This window comes from Cytobacillus solani, assembly GCF_001420595.1.
In the GTDB taxonomy this organism is placed as follows: domain Bacteria; phylum Bacillota; class Bacilli; order Bacillales; family Cytobacillaceae; genus Cytobacillus; species Cytobacillus solani.
In genome coordinates this window covers 1,715,482-1,737,586 of the sequence record NZ_LJIX01000006.1, presented here as the reverse complement: position 1 = coordinate 1,737,586, position 22,105 = coordinate 1,715,482, and the positions used below count along the sequence as shown (strand labels likewise).

Here is a 22,105-nt window from a genome sequence, read left to right as displayed (position 1 = left end):
TGGATATACTTTTTACTCTTTCACGTAAGAGCTGCCAAACAAAATAAAGAAGCTCTCTCCCTAAGAGAACTTCTTTTATGATTGTGAATTCATCGCTTGAAACATCCCCATCATCATTGATGCCATTTGTACGCCGTTTGAAAATTTTTCGACTTTATGTGGGATTGTATTTTTATAATAATTCAAGGCTGCTACCTCTAACGACTGAATTTCCTGAGGGTTCCGTGAAAGTTTTCGATACCAAATAGGCTGTTCTCTAATAAAATTCTTCAGCTGTTTATTTTTTCCCACATAATTTGCAATATCTTGCCTCATCTTTATTCCCCTTTTAATCCTTTTTGAAAACAAATGGATTGCTCAGTTTTGTTTCGGCCACTTTCGTATTTACAGTGCCTCCACCTTGGAATTGGGATATCACGCCTTGTACTGCCGCTAATGCTTTACTTAGATTGTTAACATATCCTTGCATTTCATTGGGATCCACCTTTTGGATTGTCCCCATTATCGTTCCGATCCAATCTGTTTTTTTCTCCTTTTCCTCTTGCGCAGGTTCACTCTCTGCCCCTGTCCGCAATGAATCCCATCTAGAGTCTTCTTCCCCCAATAAATACCAATCTTCGTAAAACTCCTGCAAGGTTTTTTTTCCTGTTTTGACTTCTTCCATAATTTTCGGATTTGCTTTTACAAACGTTTTGAATTGTTCAACAGAAGGATGGAGTTTTTTTTTCGCCATTCCCTATTCACCTCTAACTGTTACAATAACCTACTATACTTTATGAATATCAACACAAATGGTGAAAAGATAAATGGTGAAATGAATCTAATAGTGATAATATTAAAAATGCAGAATATTGCTGAAAGGTGAATACAAAATGAAGGAACAACTTAGGGAACTATTTGAACAAAGTATGGAAGAAGCTACTATAGAAGAACTGGAAGTCCTAAATAACATACTGCGAGGCTACAATAAAAAACAAAAAAAAATCAACAGCTCATATATTGGTGGTTTGCTTCATATGGAGCGAACAATGGATGATAAAGAATGCCATTTAACCGTTCCACTCTCCCCCCTATTAAATAATACTTTAGGGATTGTCCATGGCGGCATTACTGCTACAATTATTGATTCAGCAATGGGCACATTGGCTAATTCGATTCTCCCAGAAGGGTATGGTGCAGTAACAACCCAATTAAATATTCATTATTTAGCTGTTGGAAAGGGAGATTATTTGCAATGCAAGGCGTATATTGACCATAAAGGAACAAAGAATATGGTACTATCGGCAGAAGTCCACCGATCTGACGGAAAAAAAATTGCACAAGCAACTGGAAGCTTTTTTATTATCAAGAAAAAATAATGACATCTTCTTTCGGGTGGTGGTAAAAAAGTGGTAACAGCCATTGTTATCCCTATTATTTGCCTTTATTTTTACTGGATTGCAAAAAGAGACATGCGCGATAGTATGGAAAAATGGGAAGATTTAAAAAGTGTCGCAGAAGAAGCCATTATATATGGTGAAATTAAGGAAGTAACCGGCTCTAAGCAACGTTTTTCATATTATCGGTTTGTATACATTTTAGAGCTGTCAATTCAAATGGAACAAAGAAAATGGATAGTAAGAAAAGTCATTCCCATTGAAAAGGGAGTAACAATGCCTAAGGTTGAAAAAGGTGACTACGTACATGTATATGGCAATTGGAAGCAAGATTATTTCCAAGTGAGCAGGGTTGAAAAAAGAGCTTGATACCAAGCTCTTTTAAAAGAAGTAAAATAAATAATTGCTATTCAGACCATTTTTCAATGAAATTCTGAGTATAATGTTTCTTATAAACTCCAACACCTAAGTGTGTAAACTGTTCATTTAGCAAGCTTTCTCGATGAGCCTTACTATTTAGCCAGCCTTCAGCAACTGCTGGTGCATCCATATAATTAGCTGCAATATTTTCTCCCGCTGTCTGGTAAAAAATATTTGCAGCATCCAGCCGATCGGATAATTCTCCATATTTCTTAGATGTATGAGAAAAATCATTTGTTTCAAACATATCTTTGCTATGTGCAAAAGCAACCTCAGCCGTTTGCTCATCCCATTCTAAAAGCTCTAGTTCATGCCGTATACGAAAAATATTAGTAATGTCAAAAATCTGCCTTTCATTTCCTTTTTCGACTTCCTCTTCAATCACTTTTGTTAGTGGACTTACTTCAAGAAGCTTACCTCGATAGACCATTTCATAAGGTCTTTGCTCAATTAAAGTCTCTGCATTTAACAATCGGATACTTGACAAAGTTCCGGTAAATTTATCAATATACAACTGTATAAAGGCATCCCCTACCATTATTAGTGGACGGGTGTTCATATCATCCTCTGATAATTCAAACATATAAGAACTGTCTTTATAATCCAAGCCAATATTCGCTTCAATTGTTGTTAAGTGGTAAATATCTGCAATAGACTGCCCAATCTTGAAAGGAGGGATTTGTACATTTGAACCTGTTGCATAAACCGTAACAACCTTGTCTTTTTCAACACCAACCTGGATATATGTATGCAAGTCCATTTTATATATCCACCAGTCATAGCCATAAAATGTTGGATCCTTTCTTTCAGGCTCACCTAGAATATGAACCAATTCTTCGCTTGTTTTACCAAGCATATTTATTAAGCTTTCTTGAGGAATTTCTAAATTTGAAGGACCTTGTAAAGAAATAACCTCATCCAAAGTTTGGTCAACTTTAGGCTGTTGATCTTCTTCGTTTACCAATATCTCTTCTTTTTGGCTGATATTCGTATTAAATAAAAATACAACTGCTAATAATCCAGATATTAGCACGAGTATCCGAACAAGATTACGCAGAAGGGTTTCCTCCTTTCTATCATTTGTTATTATTATATATTCTTTTCCACTAGTAAGTATATCATTATTCCTATTCATTTTCAGATGAGCGAACTGAACATTCTGATATTGTTTTAAAAGAACATGAATAAGAACACCCTAATAGATGTTCTAATTCAGTATTTATTAAAACACAATTTAATTGCTCTTTAACTTTCTACAATCAAAACGGTCCAATAGTGTCCATATACTCCCCCTTTAACATAGCCAATCCCCATTTTAGTTGCCCGATTATTTAAAATAATTTCTCGGTTCGCACTTGAATGTAACCAAGAAGAGATGACTAGCTCAGCTGATTGATAACCTGCTCCAATACTTTCCTTTACACTTTGATAAGAAATATTTAGCTTACTTAACATGCTTGAAGGGTCACCATATGTAGGGGAATGGTGGGAAATATAATTATTCTCTATCATATCGGCTGATTTTAGCTTTGCTGCCTTTGTTAAGGAATCATCGGTCATTAAAGGTTTCATCCCCAACTGAATTCTCTTACTGTTCAATAGGTCAGCAAGTTTATTCTCTTCCTTACTTAATGAAACTTTAGTTCCGTCAGTCCACTCAACAGTTGGAATGATGATAACTTCCCCAGGATAAATTAAATTTGGGTTTTGTAGCTGCTGATTACTTCGTATAATTTTTGCTAGACTAACTTGATAATGTTTTGCAATTCTCCAAAGCGTGTCTCCCTCCATCACAACATAGTTTGTTTGAGCATTAACAGTAGAACTAAATGAAAAATAAAAGAAAATAATCAATGCATACTTAAATACTTTTTTCATTCAAAAACCCCTTTCTGTGACCATACTTAGCATTTCCAATTGTTGAGAAACTTCTCGATCCATTAAGAAATTCGTTACAAATTCTTGAATTCAATAAGGGATTAATCGGTTTATTTAATGAATCCGTTGCATCTTCTCTCTTTTTGAACTATTATTAGATTTGGGATAAAACTTGTTAAATTTCACCTAATATGCTGTAAACAGCTATTAAGGGATTGTTTTTAGGAGGGACAAACATGCAGTTTGAAAATACGGGTCTTGAAAAAAAGAAAGCAGACTTAAATCGATTAGATGAATTAATGTTAACCTATGGACTAGTTCGCGCAGGTCAATGGGATTATGAAAGAGTTACATACGACCGTAAATTTGATTTAAAAGAAGGCGTATATTATTTACGCGTATTCGGCTATGCTGCTGAAGGGGATGTAGGTGCGGATAAAGCTGTCATTCAATTAATGACACCAGCATTAGGAAAACATTACTATCCACATGGCGTTGAATATGGCGCTGATGAACATTATCCAAAGACGCTAGTAAGCCAATGTGAGAAAATCCTAAATGACTTAAATACTGAAATTGAAAAGTTTGCACAATAATAAAGAAGAAAAGACGCATCTGATGCGTCTTTCTTTTTTCTCTATGAACCTAAGATTGCTTTAATCGTAGAGGTTGTTTCACCGCCATGGTAAAATACATACAATAGCAGATACACCACTACACCAGTAATAGCTGTAAAAAACCAAATGATACTAGTTATTGGACCAAGCTTTCGATGTACGGCTAATTTATTTTTATAACCGCTTATAAGCGAAATAATCCCAAATACAGCTCCAGTTGTAGCTAGCGTCACATGAAAGATTAAGAAAATAGTATAATAAATTTTGATTTCATCTGGACCGCCAAAGGCTGTATTCCCAATAAAAATGGTTCTGCTCATATAAATAATAAAGAAAATAGTTGCACAAATACCCGCTAGTGTCATTGTCTTTTTATGTGCGTCTATCTTCCGCTTTCGAATTTGTCCCCAGCCAATTGCAACAAAAATGGCACTAAGAACAATGAATGTAGTACTTATTGTAGGTAAAATCGGCAATGAATAATCCATATATCTCCCTCTCAATGTAATAATTGACCCTCTTCATTCATTTCCACTTAAATAGGAAAAGAACCAATACCTAATTACTAGTTCCATCTTTAAGTATACCGCAACTCTCCATCAACAAAAGCATCTATTCTTAAAAGTTCCGAAAATGTTCATACTTTATTTAATAAAACGTGATTTTTTATATAGAACAAAAACAAATGAATATTCCCTATTACAAAACCCCATCTAAGTGAGATGGGGTTTTATTTACTCAATTGGCTGCGGGTTTAGTCTATGTTGTTTTTCAACTTCAGTTTCTTCCTGCTCTTTCTTATACCAGCTAAAGAAAACTCTTGCTAAGACAAAACCATACACAATCTCTTGGATAATCTTCATAATAATTCCACCAAGCTGCTGATCATATAATAAAGACATTGAGCTAAATACCTCTGGTCCGCTTAAAGTTAAGCCAGCCAATGTTGTACCGGGAACACAGAGCTCCAACGCCTTCGCCCATGCGTTTGGATCAGAGAATGTTGCATAAAGTGGCACATCAGCAAAAATAATTAACCCGCAGGCAGGTAATAGCAACGCACCACCAGCAAATATATAGCCAACCTTTTTTAACCCGCTTATCGTATGCTGATCTTCTAATCGATTAATGAGTGGCCACCAAAAGAAGATCCCTAAAACAAATAATATCGATGTATAGCCAGCATGAAGCCACATATTTGTTTTGATGAAATCAAAAACTAATGGAATATGGTAGATTGAAAAGACCCCATTAAACAAAATCAGTGCAATCACTGGATTTGAAAAGACAAAAAATACTTTCTTGAAAGAGTTTTTATTTTGAAGCATTCGCCATATCCATGGTGGAATTCCCAGAATAACTAACTGTGGAATAATTAAACAAAGAACGGCCATTTGAGTCATATGAGCGTAAAACATAAGATGCCCCATCAGATCAATAGGTGAACCTTTAATAATATATAAAAGAATTATCGCCAGTGAGAAATTAATCGCCTGACCCTTTGTTAATGGCTCACTTCGCGAAAATTTATGCCTGAATTTCATAGTAATAAGGAAATAACCAACTAAAACTAATACTAATACGGCGAAAAAGATAGGACTCCATAATGCCCGGAAACCAAATATTGATATCGACACTTCGTTATCACCTCTTTATAAAAAAACATACACCAATAGTATACTCTTATACATTAAAATCTCCAAGCATAGAGCATTTTTACTATTGCTAATATTCGGTTTATATAAAAAGAAATCGGCTAATAGCCGATTTCCCTAGAAAAAGTTACCACCAAATAATAGTTGTATAGCAAAGAATTGTTACAAAAGCAATTAAAACTCCCGTGTACATGAATAACTTTGGCGCTTCATGCCCTTCATGACTCATATGCATGAAGTAAAACAATTGGAAGACCACTTGAACACCTGCAAGCAGTAAGATAAACGGAACAATAAACCATCCAGTAAATCCTTCATATGCTACTGCAACGAAAGCAATAAGCGTCAAGAAAATCATCAAAGCGAACGTGATTACTTGATGCTTCATTTCTTCCGCATTCTTTTTACGGCGATATTCAATGTCTACACGAGGGTTGCCTGAGTTAATTTGTCCATTTGCCATCAGTTATCCCACCATTCCCATTAAATATACTACTGTAAAAATAAATACCCATACAACGTCGATAAAATGCCAATAAAGGCTTGCAACATAATACTTAGGTGCATTATACAGATTCAATCCACGTTTACTATTACGGATGATTAAAGTAGTAATCCAGAGCAATCCAAAAGCAACGTGAGCACCATGAAAGCCTACAAGTGTATAGAAGGCAGAACCAAAAGCACTGCTAGTAAAAGTATGACCGAATTCATGTACATAATGATTGAATTCATAAATTTCAAGACCCAAGAAAGCTAAGCCGAGAACAACCGTGATGCCTAACCAAACCTGCATTTTCTTAAAGCTGAAATTTTTCATATGGTACATTGCATACACACTTGTCAAAGAGCTTGTTAAAAGGATCATGGTCATTGCAAATACAAGTGGAATCTCAAAAAGATCTTTTGCTAATGGCATATCACTTCTAGGTACTGAATCTTTTAATGCAAGGTATGTTGCAAAGAGAGAGGCGAAAAGAACCGTCTCTCCCCCTAAGAATAACCAAAAACCTAAGAATTTATTTTTTGCCTCGAGGGTTTGTTTTTCAGGCGCAGCAGGCCAAGTTTCAACAGTCATTTTTTCTTCTACATGCATTATGCCTTAACCCCCTTATCATTGTCATCGATTAATTCCTCTTTAGGAATATGATAGCCATGATCATCCTTGATCGAGCGTACAAACATTGAACCTATTGTAAACAGAAGACCGAAAATCAGCACTGGAATTCCCCAAGTATTTCCTTCGTCTCCATGGTACATAGCACCGAACGCAGCGATGAAAAGACCTAAAGAAATTAAGAATGGAATAAAGGAATTATTCGGCATATGAATATCCCCAAGCGGTTCAGCTGGAGTCATTCCTTTTTTGCCTTCCATTTTTTCAATCCAGTATGCATCAAGACCACGAACAAGTGGAAGCTGTTTGAAATTATAGTATGGCGGTGGTGATGACAAAGCCCACTCAAGCGTACGTCCATCACCCCATGGATCATTACCAACCTTTTCATTTTTCACGCTAGTAATAATAACGTTGATTAATAGGACAATAACACCGGCTGCCATTAAGAAGGCACCAATCGAACTTACTACGTTTGATGTCTCAAATCCTTGCCCTGGAAGGTAAGTGAATACTCGACGCGGCATTCCCCACAATCCTAAGAAATGTTGAATAAAGAACGTCATATGGAATCCAACAAAGAATAGTACGAAAGTAATCTTGCCTAACACTTCATTTAACATCGTTCCAAACATTTTTGGCCAATATAAATGAGCTCCAGCGAATAAGGCAAACACTACTCCACCAACAATTACATAATGGAAGTGAGCTACAACGAAATACGTATCATGATACTGGTAATCCTGTGCAGCAGAACCTAGCATAACCCCTGTAACTCCACCCATTAAGAAAGATGGTATAAAGGCAACTGCCCATAGCATTGGAGTTGTAAATCGAATACTTCCGCCCCACATGGTAAATAACCAGTTAAAGATTTTAATTCCTGTTGGAACAGCAATTGCCATCGTTGCCACTGCAAAAATAGAATTGGCAATTGGTCCTAAACCTGTTGTGAACATATGGTGAGCCCAAACCATGAATCCTAAGAATCCAATTAACACTGTAGCAAATACCATTGATGAATATCCAAATAAGCGCTTTCTTGAGAAGATCGCAAAAATCTCTGAGAAAATACCGAAAGCAGGTAAAATTAAAATATAAACCTCTGGGTGACCGAAGATCCAGAAAAAATGCTCCCAAATAATCGTATTTCCACCCATAGCTGCATCAAAGAAGTTCGCACCAAACATACGGTCAAAAGTCATTAAGAATAAACCGACAGTTAATGGAGGAAATGCAAATAAAATTAGTGCAGATACTACAAATGTTGTCCATGTAAACATCGGCATACGCATATATGTCATACCAGGTGCGCGCATATTTATGATCGTAACAAGGAAGTTAATCCCACCAATTAAGGTTCCTAACCCTGCGATCTGTAAGCCGAGAGCATAGAAATCAATTCCATGTCCTGTCTGAGCTATCGAAAGTGATGCATAAGACGTCCATCCAGCGTTTGGTGCTGCGTCTAAAAACCATGAAAGATTTAGAAATAATCCGCCAAAAAGGAAAAGCCAAAATCCTAATGAATTTAGAAATGGAAAAGCAACGTCACGTGCACCAATTTGCAACGGCATAACCGCATTCATAAAAGCAAATACGAGCGGCATTGCAGCTAAGAAAATCATTGTTGTTCCGTGCATTGTTAGAAGTTCATTAAATAATCCTGCACTTACAAAATCATTATTAGGTTTTAAAAGCTGAATTCGGATAAATAACGCTTCAAGACCACCGATTAGGAAGAATAATCCGCCAGCTATAAGATATAGGTGTGCAATTTTTTTATGGTCTACTGTTGTTAAATAGTCCCATAACGTTGCCCCAAATCCTCTTTTCTGAGCATTGGTACTCACAATTTTACCTCCTTTATAAACATATCCCTATTCACCTTGAACCTTTAACCCCATTAAGTACGCAGTTAGCGCGTCAAGTTGTTCAGGTGTTAATTCACCATAAGTACCAGTCATTTTATTTCCTGGTTTATATGTTTCTGGATCAGATAACCAATTTTTCAAGTTTTCTTCATTATGCTCTAAATATCCTGCGATAATATTACGATCACCAAAGTTTGTTAAATTTGGTGCCATACGAGCATCGGCAGGTGTGCCATTTGATGGCGTTACAGCGTGACAGCCAATACAGCTTTGATTAAAGATTTCTTGACCTTGCTGTGCTAAATCAGTTGTTGCTTCCTGTGGTTCCTTAATATTTTGCATATTAGTAACCCACTGATCAAACTCTGCACGAGGAAGGGCTTTTACTTTAAAATCCATTAAAGCATGTGATGGTCCGCAAAGCTCTGCACATCGTCCTTGGAATAATTTATCAGGGTCAGCTTTTTCACTATCAAATTCTAACCAGAATTTATTTACATTTTCAGTGTTGTTATCCATTTTCCCACCAGCTGCTGGAATCCAAAATGAATGTTTTACATCTGAAGCAATTAAATTAAAATAAACCTTTTCATCAGTCGGAACAATTAGTTCTTGACCTGTTACTATTTTTTCATTTGGGTATTCAAATTCCCACCAATATAAATTTGCACGTACATTGACAACAAGTGCATCAGAGGAACCATCTTCATTCTTCTTCTCCATTGCATCAACATCAGCGAAATTGAAAACAGCAGATACTGTCGGAACTGCTAGGACAAGGACTAATAAGATCGGTATAACAGTCCAAATAATTTCCATTGCATGATTTCCTTCAACTTGATTAGGAATTTTGTCATCTTTCCGACGGAACTTCACTAATACAATAATGAAAATCACAGCTACTACCGCCATTACAGCAATCATCATAATTGTACTAAACACCATTAAATCATATTGTTTTTTTGCTACTTCACCAGCAGGTTGTAGCGCAGATAAATATGGTTGACCACTGCAAGCAGAAAGCACGAGCGTCAGAATTGCAAATAATGATACTAGACGCCATTTTGCAAGCCTCTTCATAAGCTAATCAATCCCCTCTTTCTTTAAAATTTCTGTTTGAATTTTTTAATTCAAAAAAATTATGAATAAATTCTTTCAATACTTAGGAAAAGAAAGAATTCCTAACAAAAGTTGTTTTTGACATTTTAGTATGTAACTCATTAGTAGAAATTATTATTAAATTGAAACAATTATTCGTTTCATAATAAAAAGAGAAGCGAAGACGTGCTAATAATTAAAAAACTATTAAAAAAACCCTTCGCTCCAAATTTTTTTTATAAAAGTGTGATTATTACCATAGCTACAAACATGATAGTCAGATATTGTAGAGAGTATACAAACATTAAAGTTGCCCATTTAATATCATCATTGAATTTTCTTGCATATATCCCAGTTGCGATCCATCCAATATTTAACAATGTCGCAAGGATTAAGAAAGGCAATCCTAACTCAGGAAGAAAAAACGGAAGCGGCAATAATGCTGCAATCCAAATATAAATATGACGCTTAGTAGTTTTAAATCCTTTTATAACAGGAAGCATTGGGACACCGGCTGACCGATATTCCTCTACTCGTCTCATAGCAAGTGCATAAAAATGAGGCGGCTGCCAGAAAAACATAATTAAAAATAAAACCCATGCGATAATATCAAGATTTGCGTCTACAGCAGCCCAGCCAATTAACGGCGGGACAGCACCAGAGAAACTGCCAATAACGGTATTAGATACATACCTTCTTTTTGACCATATTGTATAAGGAACAATATAGCTAAACACTCCAATTAACCCAATGACTACAGCTGTCATTGTTGTCATCATTAAGAAAAGAGTTCCAGCTATAATTAATAGGAAGCTCATTGCTGCAACTTTTGTTGGATTCGCCTTGCCCGTAACAGTTGGTCTTTTCTTTGTTCTTTCCATTAAAGGGTCAATATCTCGATCTATGTAGTTATTAAGAGCACATGAACCAGCAATAATTAATCCTGATCCAATTAATGTATAGAACACAAGATCTAAATTACTAAAAAAGCCCTTAGATGAAAAATGCAAAGCAAGCCATAACCCTGTAAAAGTAGTAATTAAGTTTGAATTAACAATTCCAATCTTAATGAGAGAAAGAAAATCCTTCCACGCAGTAGATTTTGGCACTTTATTATCTAGGCGTTGATCATTGTTATCGATGCCTCCATCAATGACAGCCCTCGTATTAGACATGTTTTTATTTCCTCCTTTATCTCTTATCACAAATACACCATTATTCACTACAACTACTATAAAGCATTACAGTTTACATTACTATATTTGCAATAAAAAACGAAGGGTACATCCTTATACATTATGTGTACAATACTTTTCCACTATAGATAACGTAAAAACATTGTAAAATTTTTATGTAGAAAAACAGACCTTCCTCTGTATATTAAATCACACTTTCATGAACTTTTGTGAACATTTTTCGAATAAATTGTGAATTTTTTGTGTCAGCGCATTTTTGCTCTTAAAGAAATGTTGTTTTTCTGCCATAATATAAAAGAGTTTATTCATGTCCTACTTCGATCCACTTGGAGTTACCTAGAATAAGGTATCGTTCATTCAAACACCTATTTAGACCTCCATTCTATTTCTAGCAAACTCTGTAAAAACTTTCAACCCTAAATACTATAATTACAGTGAATAATAATAAAAATATTGAATATCTAAAATATTTCCAGTAGAATCTGAAAAAGCATCTGCTAGTTCTGTTCATTTCATATTAAATTCGATATGATGGGTACGATAAACTCATTCAATGACTTTTTTATTAATAGTTGTCTATTATAATGAACGTAATTTTTAGAAGAAGGTGAATAACTTTGCAACGATCATTGAAATGGCTCGCCGTTTTAACAACAATAGGGATGCTTCTCATATTGTTAGGAGGAGCACTTGTAACAAAAACAGATTCAGGAATGGGTTGCGGTAGATCATGGCCACTTTGCAATGGGGAACTAGTACCTACCGATATCACACCCGAATTAATTATTGAACTGGCTCATCGTGTGGTTTCGGGTGCAGTAGGCTTGATGGTATTACTTCTTTCCGTATGGACCTGGAAGGCAATAGGCCATATTAGAGAGACGAAATTTTTATCATTTACTTCATTCTTTTTTCTGGTACTGCAAGGGTTAATTGGTGCTGCGGCTGTTATTTGGGGACAATCAGACTTTGTTCTAGCCCTTCATTTCGGCATCTCCCTTATTTCATTTGCTACTGTATTATTACTTACCCTCTTAATATTTGAAGTAGACAAAAAATTCGAAGCAGAAAAGGTTATTCTCGATAAACGGATGAAAAGACATATCATTGGTGTTTCTATTTATAGCTATGTTGTCGTATATACAGGAGCCCTCGTCAGACATGTCAATGCGAGTTTAGTATGCCGTGATTGGCCATTATGCATAAACAGCTCATTTGCACTCCCTGGAAACATGCATGAATGGGTGCAAATGGGGCATCGTACTGCTGCTGGCATTATATTTATATGGATTGCCTATATCACTTTTCTAGCAGTAAAGCATTACAAGGACCAAAAGGTCATTTATTGGGGATGGATTATCTCTTTCATCCTTGTCACTCTTCAAGTAATAGCAGGTGCATTAGTTATATTTTCACGTTTAAATTTATATATTGCGCTTGCACACGCATTTTTTATATCTTGTCTTTTTGGGGTTTTGAGTTATTTCATCCTTTTAACTTCACGGAGCAAGAAAAATGCAATGGCACTTGAGGAAATAAAGAATAAGGAAGAAAAAGTTTCAATCCCGCCAGTCACAATCCATTAATGCAAAAAAGCGTTGCAGCAATAGCTGCAACGCTTTTTATTTTGTTAATTCAAGTAATATATCTCCTGTTTGAATCGCTTCACCATTTGTTACAAAGATATCGCTAACCGTTCCCGAGAATGGTGCTTGTACGGTTGTCTCCATTTTCATCGCCTCAGTGATCATAAGATGATCACCCTTTTCTACTTTTTCCCCTTTTTCAGCCAAAACCTTTATAACTGTTCCTGGCATGGAAGCCCCTATATGACTTTCATTATGCGGATCAGCCTTTATTTTGGAAGCTACCGTTGACTTAATACTCTCATCTTTAATAACAACCTCACGAGGCTGTCCATTTAGTTCAAAGTATACAACTCTATTCCCATCTGCCTGAGGCTGACCAATCGAAACAAGCTTCACAATTAGTGTTTTACCTGTCTCAATTTCTACCTCTATTTCCTCTCCTAATCTCATCCCGAAAAGGAATGTAGGTGTATCAAGAACGGATATATCACCAAATTGTTCTACCGTTTTTATATAATCCATATACACCTTTGGATAAAGCGCATAAGCAAGCGTATCGAACATCGTAACTTGTCTGCCTAGATCATTGAAAAGCTTTTCTTTTATTGCATCAAAATCGACACCCTCTAGCAATTCCCCTGGACGAACCGTAATAGGCTGTTTATTTTTCAAGATTACTTTTTGCAATTCTTTAGGGAAACCCCCATACGGCTGTCCAAGGTAACCTTCGAAAAGCTCCACAACCGAATCAGGAAAATCTAATGTCAATCCTTTGTTAATAACATCTTCTTCAGTTAGTTGATTTTGCACCATATATAACGCCATGTCACCAACAACCTTTGAAGAAGGAGTTACTTTGACAATATCTCCAAACATTTGATTTACACGGGAATACATTTCTTTCACATCGTCCCATTTTTCCCCAAGTCCTACACCCTTCGCCTGCTGCTGCAGATTGCTGTATTGGCCACCAGGCATCTCGTGCTGATATACTTCCGAGTGTGGGGCGATCATCCCACTTTCAAATTCCTTGTAATATTTCCGAACATCTTCCCAATAATAAGCTAATTGTTCGAGTGCTTGAACATTAATATTCGGTTTTCGGTCTGTGCCCTCAAGAGCATAATAAAGTGAATTTGCACTTGGCTGGGATGTTAATCCTGCCATTGAACTAATAGCTACATCAACGATATCTACTCCTGCTTCAATTGCTTTTGCATAGGTAAAGATTCCATTGCCGCTCGTGTCGTGTGTGTGAAGGTGGATTGGAATATTCACAGTATCCTTCAGTTCAGAAATTAATTGATAGGCAGCCTGCGGCTTAAGAAGACCTGCCATATCCTTAATACCTAATATATGAGCACCTTGATTTTCAAGTTCCTTAGCTAAATTTTTATAGTAAGTTAAATTATATTTTGTTTTAGCTGGGTCAGAAATATCACCAGTATAACATATCGCAGCTTCTGCAATTTTTCCCGATTGGCGAACAGCATCAATCGCAACTTCCATTCCTTTCAGCCAGTTTAAACTATCAAAGATACGGAATACATCAATCCCTGCTTGAGCTGACTTTTCCACAAATTCACGGATTACATTATCTGGATAATTCTTGTAACCTACTGCATTCGAACCCCTTAAGAGCATTTGAAAAAGAACATTTGGCATTTTCTCTCTTAAAGTAAGCAGTCTTTCCCATGGATCCTCTTTCAGGAAACGATAAGCAACATCAAAAGTTGCTCCTCCCCACATTTCAAACGAAAACATTTCCGGTAAAAGCTTTGCTGTCGGTTCAGCTATATGTTTAATATCGTTTGTCCTAACTCGGGTTGCTAATAATGATTGATGGGCATCACGAAAGGTTGTATCTGTTAATAATACCTCTTTCTGCTCCTTCACCCAATTTACTAATCCTTCTGGACCATACTTATCCAAAATTTGCTTTGTTCCTTCTTGATAATTATTTGTATAATTTAATTTTGGCACTCTCGGTGTTTCAAAAACCGGTCTTTTCTTTTTTTCGATTCCAGGAAAACCATTTACCGTCACATTTCCAATGTATGTTAACATTTTCGTTCCACGGTCTTTTCGTTTTGGGAACAAAAATAATTCTGGTGTTTGATCAATAAAGGAAGTATTATACTTACCTGTAAGAAATTTCTCATGTTTCACCACGTTTTCAAGAAATGGAATATTTGTCTTTATCCCACGAATTCGAAATTCCTGAAGGTTACGGACCATTTTTGAAGCCGCTTGCTCAAAAGTCATTGCTTGAGTAGATAGCTTTACAAGTAATGAATCATAAAAAGGTGTGATAACTGCCCCTTGGAATCCATTTCCGGCATCAAGACGTACACCAAATCCTCCACCTGAACGATAGGCCATAATCTTTCCAGTATCAGGCATGAAGTTGTTCAATGGGTCTTCTGTTGTTACACGAGATTGAATGGCATAGCCATTAACATGGATATTCTCCTGCGTAGGAATTCCGATTTTATCACCGTGTAAAGGATACCCAGCAGAAACTAAAATTTGTGTATGAACGATATCTATTCCTGTTACCATCTCTGTAATAGTATGCTCTACCTGTACACGCGGATTTACCTCGATGAAATAAAATTCTTCACCTGATACTAAAAATTCCACGGTACCAGCATTAATATAATCCACATTTTTCATTAGCCTTACTGCAGCCTCGCAAATTTCATCTCTTAAATTTGGAGATAATGAAACACATGGTGCAACTTCAACTACTTTTTGATGGCGGCGTTGAACCGAACAATCCCTTTCATATAAATGAACAATGTTTCCATGTTTATCACCGATAATTTGCACTTCAATATGCTTTGGCTTTTCAATAAACTTCTCTACATATACTTCATCATTGCCAAATGCCGCTTTTGCTTCAGATTTTGCCCGCTCATATGCTTCTCTTACTTCGTTAATATGCTTGACGATCCGCATTCCTCTTCCGCCACCGCCAAGTGAAGCTTTAATGATAATTGGGAACCCATGGCTCTCCCCAAAGTGCATTACATCCTCAATACAGTTAACTGGTCCATCACTGCCTGGGATGACGGGGATTTCAGCAAGCTGTGCTTGTGTCCTTGCCTTTACTTTGTCACCGAACATATCTAAATGTTTGGATTCCGGTCCAATAAAAATAATTCCCTCTTCCTCACATCGTCGTGCAAACTGGATATTCTCTGATAAAAATCCATATCCAGGGTGAATAGCATCCACATCACTGCTCTTAGCAATATTTATAATGCCCTCAATATCTAAATAGGCATCAATCGGTTTTTTCCCTTCACCAACTAGATAAGCTTCATCCGCCTTATATCTGTGATAAGAACCCGTATCCTCTTTAGAATAAATAGCAACGGTTCGAATGTGTAGTTCAGTACATGCACGGAATACGCGGATCGCAATCTCGCCTCTATTTGCTACTAACACTTTGTTGATTGATCGGTTCAAGGAAAACACCCCTAGTTTTATTTTTTGATTTTTCTGGTAATTATTTGTATTGAACGGTCTAGGATCAAACCGTTCTCAAAACCACTTAGATTCTAATTATCTATTTATCTTGCTCTTTTCTAATTCACTTTAATAACAAACATTAAGCACATTTCATTTACGATAACTATACAGATTGCCTGACGTTTTTTGTGAATTTACAGACTGATTGCTATCCTTGTTATTTTTATATTTTTCTTCATAGTTTACAAACATTGACACGTTAACAAGAATCCCCATTGCGAGAGACAATTGTAAAAGCGATGAACCTCCATAGCTTACGAAAGGCAATGGAACTCCTGTAAGAGGAATTACACCAGAAATACCTGCAAGGTTAATAAATGATTGAATTCCTATCATGCTTGAGACACCAATCGCCAATAAACTTCCAAAAGGATCCTTACACTTTAACCCAATAAAAATTCCTTTTAAAACTATGTAACCTAGAATAAAAAGGACAAAACATACACCAAACAATCCAAGCTCTTCAGCAATTACAGCCATAATGAAATCAGTATGAGCTTCAGGTAAATAGCCTAGTTTTTGAACGCTATTTCCCAAACCCACCCCCTTCAATCCTCCAGCTCCTAGTGCTAAATAAGAGTTAACAAGTTGATAGCCAAAATCAGTGGAAAATGGATCTTGGAAGGCTTCAATTCGGCCCATTCGTACTTTTGTAAAAATCTTATCCTTCATAATCAATACTAATGGAACTACCATGATAAATCCGATTAAACCAAGTTTAAATATATTTTTATAATTCATTCCTGATGCAAATATTATAGTTGCTGCGATAGCAAATATAATGGCAGCAGTACCAAAGTCTGGTTCCATAGCTACTAGAACACACGCAAGAAATAAATAAGCAAGCGGCGGGACAACCCCTCGATTAAACTCATTTATATATGATTGTTTCTTTGCATATACAGCGGATAAATAAATGATAACCGTTAATTTAATAAATTCGGATGGCTGCAAACTGCGCTCCCCTAACTCAAACCAGCTTTGGGCATTGTTCGTAGCTTGTCCAAATACAAATAGTGCAAATAGTCCCCCTAAAGAAAGAAATACCATCGGAATAAGAATTTTATTGCTCAGCATTGCTTTATAAGGAAAAATTGCCATAAAAGTGAATGCAACTGCAGAAATGATTAAGTGAGTCTTTTGTTTATTGAAAAAATAATCGCTGTCAACCTTATTAATTTGTACCGCGGTAACCATACTTGCACTATAGATCATGATCAGCCCAAACACTGATAACATGAGTACAGCAATAACCAATGTGTAATCATATGATTTTAATATTTTTTTTACCATCTAGCCCTCTTCCCTTACTTCTTACATTGATATATTTATTCAACTAAAGCATTAAATTATCCTGCATGAAAGAGAAGATAAATTAAATGTATCATACTAATCATCAAAAATCCACAATAATGTTATACTATTTATAAATGACATAACATTAATTAGGACTTATTTCTCTCCCATTTATACAATGATAAAAAAACTCAAACAATTCGAGTGGAATGTTTGAGTTTTCTTTACCTTTATTTTCTTACGGATGCTTCATGCAGAATAGATAACTCTTTTTCTAATTCAGCTAAAATAGCTTTTCCCTCAGACTCTTCAATTAAGCCAAGCCGGACAGCAAATTCGATTTCTCGAGATAACCCAAACATTTGCGTATCAAGCACTTCCTCATAAAGAGGACATTGAGGCATGGTGAGATTGTCCATCTGCACTTTAATTAATTTTAATATTTTATCTGCATCTGCCTTTAATAGGGCATCTGCTTTTTTCTTATGATCTAATATGGTTTCAGAAGTCAACTTTCAATCCCCCCGTTTCCCGAGCGATTATCCTATCTATAAATTTTATACGTTAAAAGAGAAAAAAGCAAGGATAATACGGTGTACATAGGGAATAGAATGATCATTTTGCAAACAAAAACTAGAAAATACTAAAGTTGTATCTCTCCGCAAGAATTTCAAGTAATTTAATCCCCGCCATACTATTGCCTTTTTCATCTAAGGCTGGACCAAAGATGCCAATGCCATATTTTTCAGGAACCACCCCTAGAATCCCTCCCGAAACGCCGCTTTTAGCAGGGATTCCCACCTTTATTGCAAATTCACCAGAGGCATTGTACATCCCGCATGTAACCATAAATGTTTTACAAATCCGTGCGATATGTACCGGAATCAGCCTTTCTCCTGTTTCTGGATCCAGCCCATTTAAGGCAAAAACCGCACCAATTCTCGCCAATTCAAAGCAATTCATTTCAATGGCGCATTGTTTCGTATAGGTCATCATTAACTCCTCTATATCCCCTTCAACTACTTTGTGCTGCTTCATAAAATAACATAGTGCCCGATTTAGCCATGCTGTTTCAAGTTCGGAATTTGCTACTTCTAAATCATAAGAAACATTCGGTTTGTTCGCTAGGCAGCTTACAAACTGAAGGATACGTTCCCATCTCTCATTCTCACTTTCTCCTTTGATCATATTTGTAACAGCAAGGGCACCAGCATTTATCATCGGATTGAGCGGTTTAGAAGGGATAGATGTTTCTAGCTTTGAAATCGAATTAAACGGATCTCCGGTCGGCTCCATCCCAACTCGATCAAAGACATAGTCTACACCCCTATCTTGAAGAGCAAGCGCAAGAACTAGCACCTTCGAAATGCTTTGCAGCGTAAATTTCCTCATGTAATCTCCTGCATAAATACACGAATGATTCCTCTCATAAATAGCAACTGACAAATCAGACTTATTTACTTTTGCCAGCGCTGGGATATAATCTGCAACTGTTCCTTTTTCTGAAATGGAACGAACTTCATCTACAATTGCCTGCAAATCAGCATTTGATTTACATGTCATTCAGTCTTCCTCCAAACATTTTTACTCATCGTATATTATTTTTCATGTTTCTATCGATTTCATTCTCTCATTAAGTCATGAGTATGACAAATTCCAAAAAAATCTGTATACTTACGGTTGTAATCAATGTTTGTTCTTGTCCCTATTAGGAGGAATTAGTAATGGAAAAAATTATCTTATTTAGCGGGAAAGTAAAATATCCAATCACTCTAGATCCAGGGGTATGGATTTTTGATGATCGACGTGTTGATTTAACTACTTATTTTAATAAAGAAGAAGAAAAAAAAGATGAATTAGAAGAATACACAAAGGAAATTTCCAAGCACTGGGATAGGGAAATTATGGAGGGAGCTATCTTTCCTCCTACTCTGAAAACGGAAAAAAAGTTTGAGAAAGAAAAGGTGCTAACAGGTACATTCGGAATCCCATTTAAACCTTTTTTAAAAAATGCAGAACCGGAGAGTCATGCAAGTACGGTAATAATTGTTTGTGAAGAGGAAGAAATCAGTATTCCAATTGAACAAGCAGAAGAACTAGTTTTAGGTTTTTCTGAAAATGGGAAACCATTGATAGAAGATGGACCTGCATATATTTATTATGGAGATGGTTCCAATAAAGGGAATCCAATAAAGAACGTGAAGGCATTTAGAGTGGAATAAATGGAAAAAGGGCGATGAAAATATCATCGCCCTTTTCTATCTTTACCTAATTGTACATGTAAAAAATGATAGCATCAAAACTCATTTCTACAAAAGGTCCGCAGCTAACTGTGCAAGTCTGGATCGTTCCCCTTTGATGAGCTTAATATGCCCAGAAATCTTTTGATCTTTAAATTTTTCTACTACATATGTTAGTCCATTGTTGAAAGCGTCTAAATAAGGGTGATCGATTTGTTCCGGGTCACCCATTAAGACAATTTTACTGCCCTCGCCAACACGGGTAAGGATTGTTTTCACTTCATGCTTGGTTAAATTTTGTGCCTCATCAATAATAATAAACTGGTCAGGAATACTTCTTCCCCTTATATAAGTTAATGCTTCCACCTCTATTGATCCCATCCCTGCTAAGATGGCATCTAATTCCCCTGGCTTCTTTGCATTAAATAAATACTCTAAATTATCATATATCGGCTGCATCCAAGGTCTAAGCTTTTCTTCTTTTTCACCTGGAAGAAAGCCAAGATCTTTTCCGACAGGTACAATCGGCCTGGCCACAAGCAGTTTCTTATAATATCCGAAATCTTCCGTTTGCATTAACCCAGATGCTAGCGCAATAAGGGTTTTTCCTGTGCCTGCTTTTCCTGTTAGGGTGATTAACGGCAATTCTTTCCTTAATAAAAGCTCCATCGCTATCGTTTGTTGAACATTTCTCGGTTTAACTCCCCATATATGCTCGTGATCAAAAATAAGCCGTTTAACCTTATTTTCCTTTTTATCAACGATTCCAAGTGCAGAAGAGGAAGACCCCAGTAAGTCCTTCATCAAAAGGAACTGATTTGGATATACTGGCGAATGGATTAGAGAAAGTGATAGTTCTCCTTTTTCATAAAAAAGATCCAATTTTTCCTTCGAAATAAAAACTTCCATATATCCCGTGTACAAATGATCGTTTTCAATGACTCTGTCACTTAAGAAGTCTTCAGAATGTAATCCAATTGCATCAGCCTTCACTCTGACAAGCGCATCTTTACTGACCAAAATAACGGTTCGTCCATCTACTTTTTCCCCTTCTTCGAGAGAAAGGTTTTTCGCCACTGCTAATATTCGATTATCATTTGTTTTTTCAACAAAGATTTCTTGTAATTGCTGAAAGGACCGGTGGTTTAATTCAATTCTCAAGCTCCCTCCATTTTCTAATGGAATCTTCTCGTGGAGCTTGCCAGATTCTCTTAAACCATCAATAAGTCTGGATACTTGCCTTGCATTCCTGCCAATCTCGTCCATATATCTTTTCTTGGAATCAACCTCTTCTAATACAACGGCGGGAATTACCACTTCATTTTCTTCGAAAGAGAAGATAGCATTCGGATCTTGTAACAAGACATTTGTATCTAACACATATATTTTCCTCAATTCGATGCCTCCTGCCCCTATTAGATCATCTTAACAGTGGAACGAATAGAACTTTGATTAAATATATGATTTTTCGAATAAAGATAGAAGAAATTTTGCACAATAATACATAAATACATAAGAAAAGCGAAATGCTAGTTGTGAAGCTTTACCTTTGGAGGCGGATAACATGAAAAAATGGCTAGTTATTTTCACTGCTGTATTATTAAGCGGATGTGGGGTTAATAATGATTCAGTTCAAGAAGGGCAAAAACAAAATATAGTAAATGTCAAAAACAGCACAATTCAAGAGGTGGATCGAACAACCGGACAGGATATTTCAAAACACCTAGTAAATCTCGCCTCAAGCATTCCTAATGTAAATGATGCAACAGCAGTCGTAATAGGAAACTATGCGATTGTGGGAATTGATGTTAATAAAAACCTGGAACGCTCAGAGGTAGGAACGATAAAATATTCTGTAGCCGAGAGTCTAAAAAATGACCCGCATGGAGCAAGAGCAATTATTATTGCAGACCCTGATATAAATGCACGTCTTAAAGAGGTGTCAGACGATATTCAGGCCGGAAAGCCTATACAAGGGATTATGAACGAGCTTGCGGATATTTCCGGGAGATTAATGCCTGAAATACCTGCTGACATCATTGATTCAAACCCCAAGAAAGCAACTGAAGACCCTAAAAAGAAGCTAAACAATAAAGAGGAAAATAATCTTGATGAAAAACAAGAGAAGCATTCAAATTTCCATAAAAATAATTAGAAAAACTTGGCATTCGCAAAGCCTTTCAGCGAATGCTTAGTTTTTCTTATGCGTTCA

22 protein-coding genes are annotated in these 22,105 nt (G+C 36.3%); 6 read left to right on the top strand and 16 right to left on the bottom strand.

Translation table 11 applies throughout. The features are described from left to right. Positions 1-75 precede the first annotated feature (75 nt). Positions 76-315, bottom strand: coding sequence for a YlbE-like family protein (locus AN957_RS10540; protein ID WP_056684019.1), 240 nt, complete (start codon positions 313-315; stop codon positions 76-78). A gap of 13 nt (positions 316-328) precedes the next feature. Further along, positions 329-733: a YlbD family protein gene (locus tag AN957_RS10535; protein WP_053475475.1), complete on the bottom strand. Its 405-nt coding sequence runs from the start codon at positions 731-733 to the stop codon at positions 329-331. Between the two features lie 139 nt (positions 734-872). Here AN957_RS10535 and AN957_RS10530 point away from each other — a divergent pair, with 139 nt between their 5' ends. Then, the gene (locus AN957_RS10530) at positions 873-1,358 is read left to right on the top strand and encodes a PaaI family thioesterase (RefSeq protein WP_056684015.1); all 486 of its coding nucleotides are present in this window, start codon (positions 873-875) and stop codon (positions 1,356-1,358) included. A gap of 30 nt (positions 1,359-1,388) precedes the next feature. Beyond that, entirely contained in the window at positions 1,389-1,745 is a 357-nt protein-coding gene (locus AN957_RS10525) for a hypothetical protein (protein WP_056684012.1), read from the top strand. Positions 1,746-1,782: 37 nt separating this feature from the next. Here AN957_RS10525 and AN957_RS10520 read toward each other — a convergent pair whose 3' ends face one another. Both AN957_RS10520 and safA read right to left on the bottom strand, forming a co-directional pair. Continuing rightward, the gene (locus tag AN957_RS10520) at positions 1,783-2,931 is read right to left on the bottom strand and encodes a CAP domain-containing protein (RefSeq protein ID WP_082446531.1); all 1,149 of its coding nucleotides are present in this window, start codon (positions 2,929-2,931) and stop codon (positions 1,783-1,785) included. A 110-nt stretch (positions 2,932-3,041) separates the two neighbouring features. Next, complete coding sequence (gene safA / locus AN957_RS10515) at positions 3,042-3,674, bottom strand: SafA/ExsA family spore coat assembly protein (protein ID WP_053475472.1); 633 nt, start codon at positions 3,672-3,674, stop codon at positions 3,042-3,044. Positions 3,675-3,910: 236 nt separating this feature from the next. Here safA and AN957_RS10510 point away from each other — a divergent pair, with 236 nt between their 5' ends. After that, the gene (locus AN957_RS10510) at positions 3,911-4,270 is read left to right on the top strand and encodes a YugN family protein (protein WP_053475471.1); all 360 of its coding nucleotides are present in this window, start codon (positions 3,911-3,913) and stop codon (positions 4,268-4,270) included. 41 nt (positions 4,271-4,311) lie between these two features. On the opposite strand, the gene AN957_RS10505 is transcribed toward AN957_RS10510, so the two are convergent. The 7 genes from AN957_RS10505 to cyoE form a co-directional block, all read right to left on the bottom strand. Continuing rightward, positions 4,312-4,779, bottom strand: a complete 468-nt coding sequence (locus tag AN957_RS10505) for a DUF420 domain-containing protein (protein ID WP_053475470.1) — start codon at positions 4,777-4,779, stop codon at positions 4,312-4,314. A 246-nt stretch (positions 4,780-5,025) separates the two neighbouring features. Next, complete coding sequence (gene ctaG / locus AN957_RS10500) at positions 5,026-5,928, bottom strand: cytochrome c oxidase assembly factor CtaG (RefSeq protein WP_056684009.1); 903 nt, start codon at positions 5,926-5,928, stop codon at positions 5,026-5,028. Positions 5,929-6,073: 145 nt separating this feature from the next. Continuing rightward, complete coding sequence (gene ctaF / locus AN957_RS10495) at positions 6,074-6,409, bottom strand: cytochrome c oxidase subunit IVB (RefSeq protein WP_053475468.1); 336 nt, start codon at positions 6,407-6,409, stop codon at positions 6,074-6,076. Between the two features lie 3 nt (positions 6,410-6,412). Continuing rightward, a complete protein-coding gene (locus AN957_RS10490; protein WP_056684004.1) occupies positions 6,413-7,042 on the bottom strand; it encodes a cytochrome (ubi)quinol oxidase subunit III in 630 nt (209 codons plus the stop codon). Further along, positions 7,042-8,916, bottom strand: a complete 1,875-nt coding sequence (ctaD, locus tag AN957_RS10485; RefSeq protein WP_056684002.1) for a cytochrome c oxidase subunit I — start codon at positions 8,914-8,916, stop codon at positions 7,042-7,044. Before ctaD ends, AN957_RS10490 begins: the two co-directional genes overlap by 1 nt. A gap of 27 nt (positions 8,917-8,943) precedes the next feature. Further along, entirely contained in the window at positions 8,944-10,017 is a 1,074-nt protein-coding gene (gene coxB / locus AN957_RS10480) for a cytochrome c oxidase subunit II (RefSeq protein WP_053475465.1), read from the bottom strand. A gap of 254 nt (positions 10,018-10,271) precedes the next feature. Then, positions 10,272-11,210 carry a heme o synthase gene (gene cyoE, locus AN957_RS10475; RefSeq protein ID WP_053475464.1) on the bottom strand — a complete coding sequence of 313 codons (939 nt, stop codon included), beginning with the start codon at positions 11,208-11,210 and terminating at the stop codon, positions 10,272-10,274. Positions 11,211-11,848: 638 nt separating this feature from the next. Between cyoE and AN957_RS10470 the strand changes: the two genes are divergently transcribed. Then, positions 11,849-12,817, top strand: a complete 969-nt coding sequence (locus AN957_RS10470; protein ID WP_053475463.1) for a COX15/CtaA family protein — start codon at positions 11,849-11,851, stop codon at positions 12,815-12,817. Positions 12,818-12,853: 36 nt separating this feature from the next. On the opposite strand, the gene pyc is transcribed toward AN957_RS10470, so the two are convergent. The 4 genes from pyc to glsA all read right to left on the bottom strand — a co-directional run bounded on the left by pyc (position 12,854) and on the right by glsA (position 19,216). Beyond that, positions 12,854-16,294, bottom strand: a complete 3,441-nt coding sequence (pyc, locus tag AN957_RS10465) for a pyruvate carboxylase (protein WP_056683999.1) — start codon at positions 16,292-16,294, stop codon at positions 12,854-12,856. Positions 16,295-16,447: 153 nt separating this feature from the next. Then, entirely contained in the window at positions 16,448-17,650 is a 1,203-nt protein-coding gene (locus AN957_RS10460) for an FtsW/RodA/SpoVE family cell cycle protein (protein ID WP_056683995.1), read from the bottom strand. Positions 17,651-17,883: 233 nt separating this feature from the next. Continuing rightward, entirely contained in the window at positions 17,884-18,165 is a 282-nt protein-coding gene (locus AN957_RS10455) for an Fpa/YlaN family protein (protein WP_053475460.1), read from the bottom strand. A 121-nt stretch (positions 18,166-18,286) separates the two neighbouring features. Next, entirely contained in the window at positions 18,287-19,216 is a 930-nt protein-coding gene (glsA, locus tag AN957_RS10450; protein WP_053475459.1) for a glutaminase A, read from the bottom strand. A gap of 161 nt (positions 19,217-19,377) precedes the next feature. Here glsA and AN957_RS10445 point away from each other — a divergent pair, with 161 nt between their 5' ends. Next, positions 19,378-19,875, top strand: a complete 498-nt coding sequence (locus AN957_RS10445) for a hypothetical protein (RefSeq protein WP_053475458.1) — start codon at positions 19,378-19,380, stop codon at positions 19,873-19,875. A gap of 87 nt (positions 19,876-19,962) precedes the next feature. Here the strand turns inward: AN957_RS10445 and AN957_RS10440 are convergent, their stop codons facing one another. Next, the gene (locus tag AN957_RS10440) at positions 19,963-21,288 is read right to left on the bottom strand and encodes a PhoH family protein (protein ID WP_053475457.1); all 1,326 of its coding nucleotides are present in this window, start codon (positions 21,286-21,288) and stop codon (positions 19,963-19,965) included. 169 nt (positions 21,289-21,457) lie between these two features. Between AN957_RS10440 and AN957_RS10435 the strand changes: the two genes are divergently transcribed. Further along, positions 21,458-22,048: a YhcN/YlaJ family sporulation lipoprotein gene (locus tag AN957_RS10435; protein ID WP_053475456.1), complete on the top strand. Its 591-nt coding sequence runs from the start codon at positions 21,458-21,460 to the stop codon at positions 22,046-22,048. The last annotated feature ends 57 nt before the right edge of the window (positions 22,049-22,105 follow it).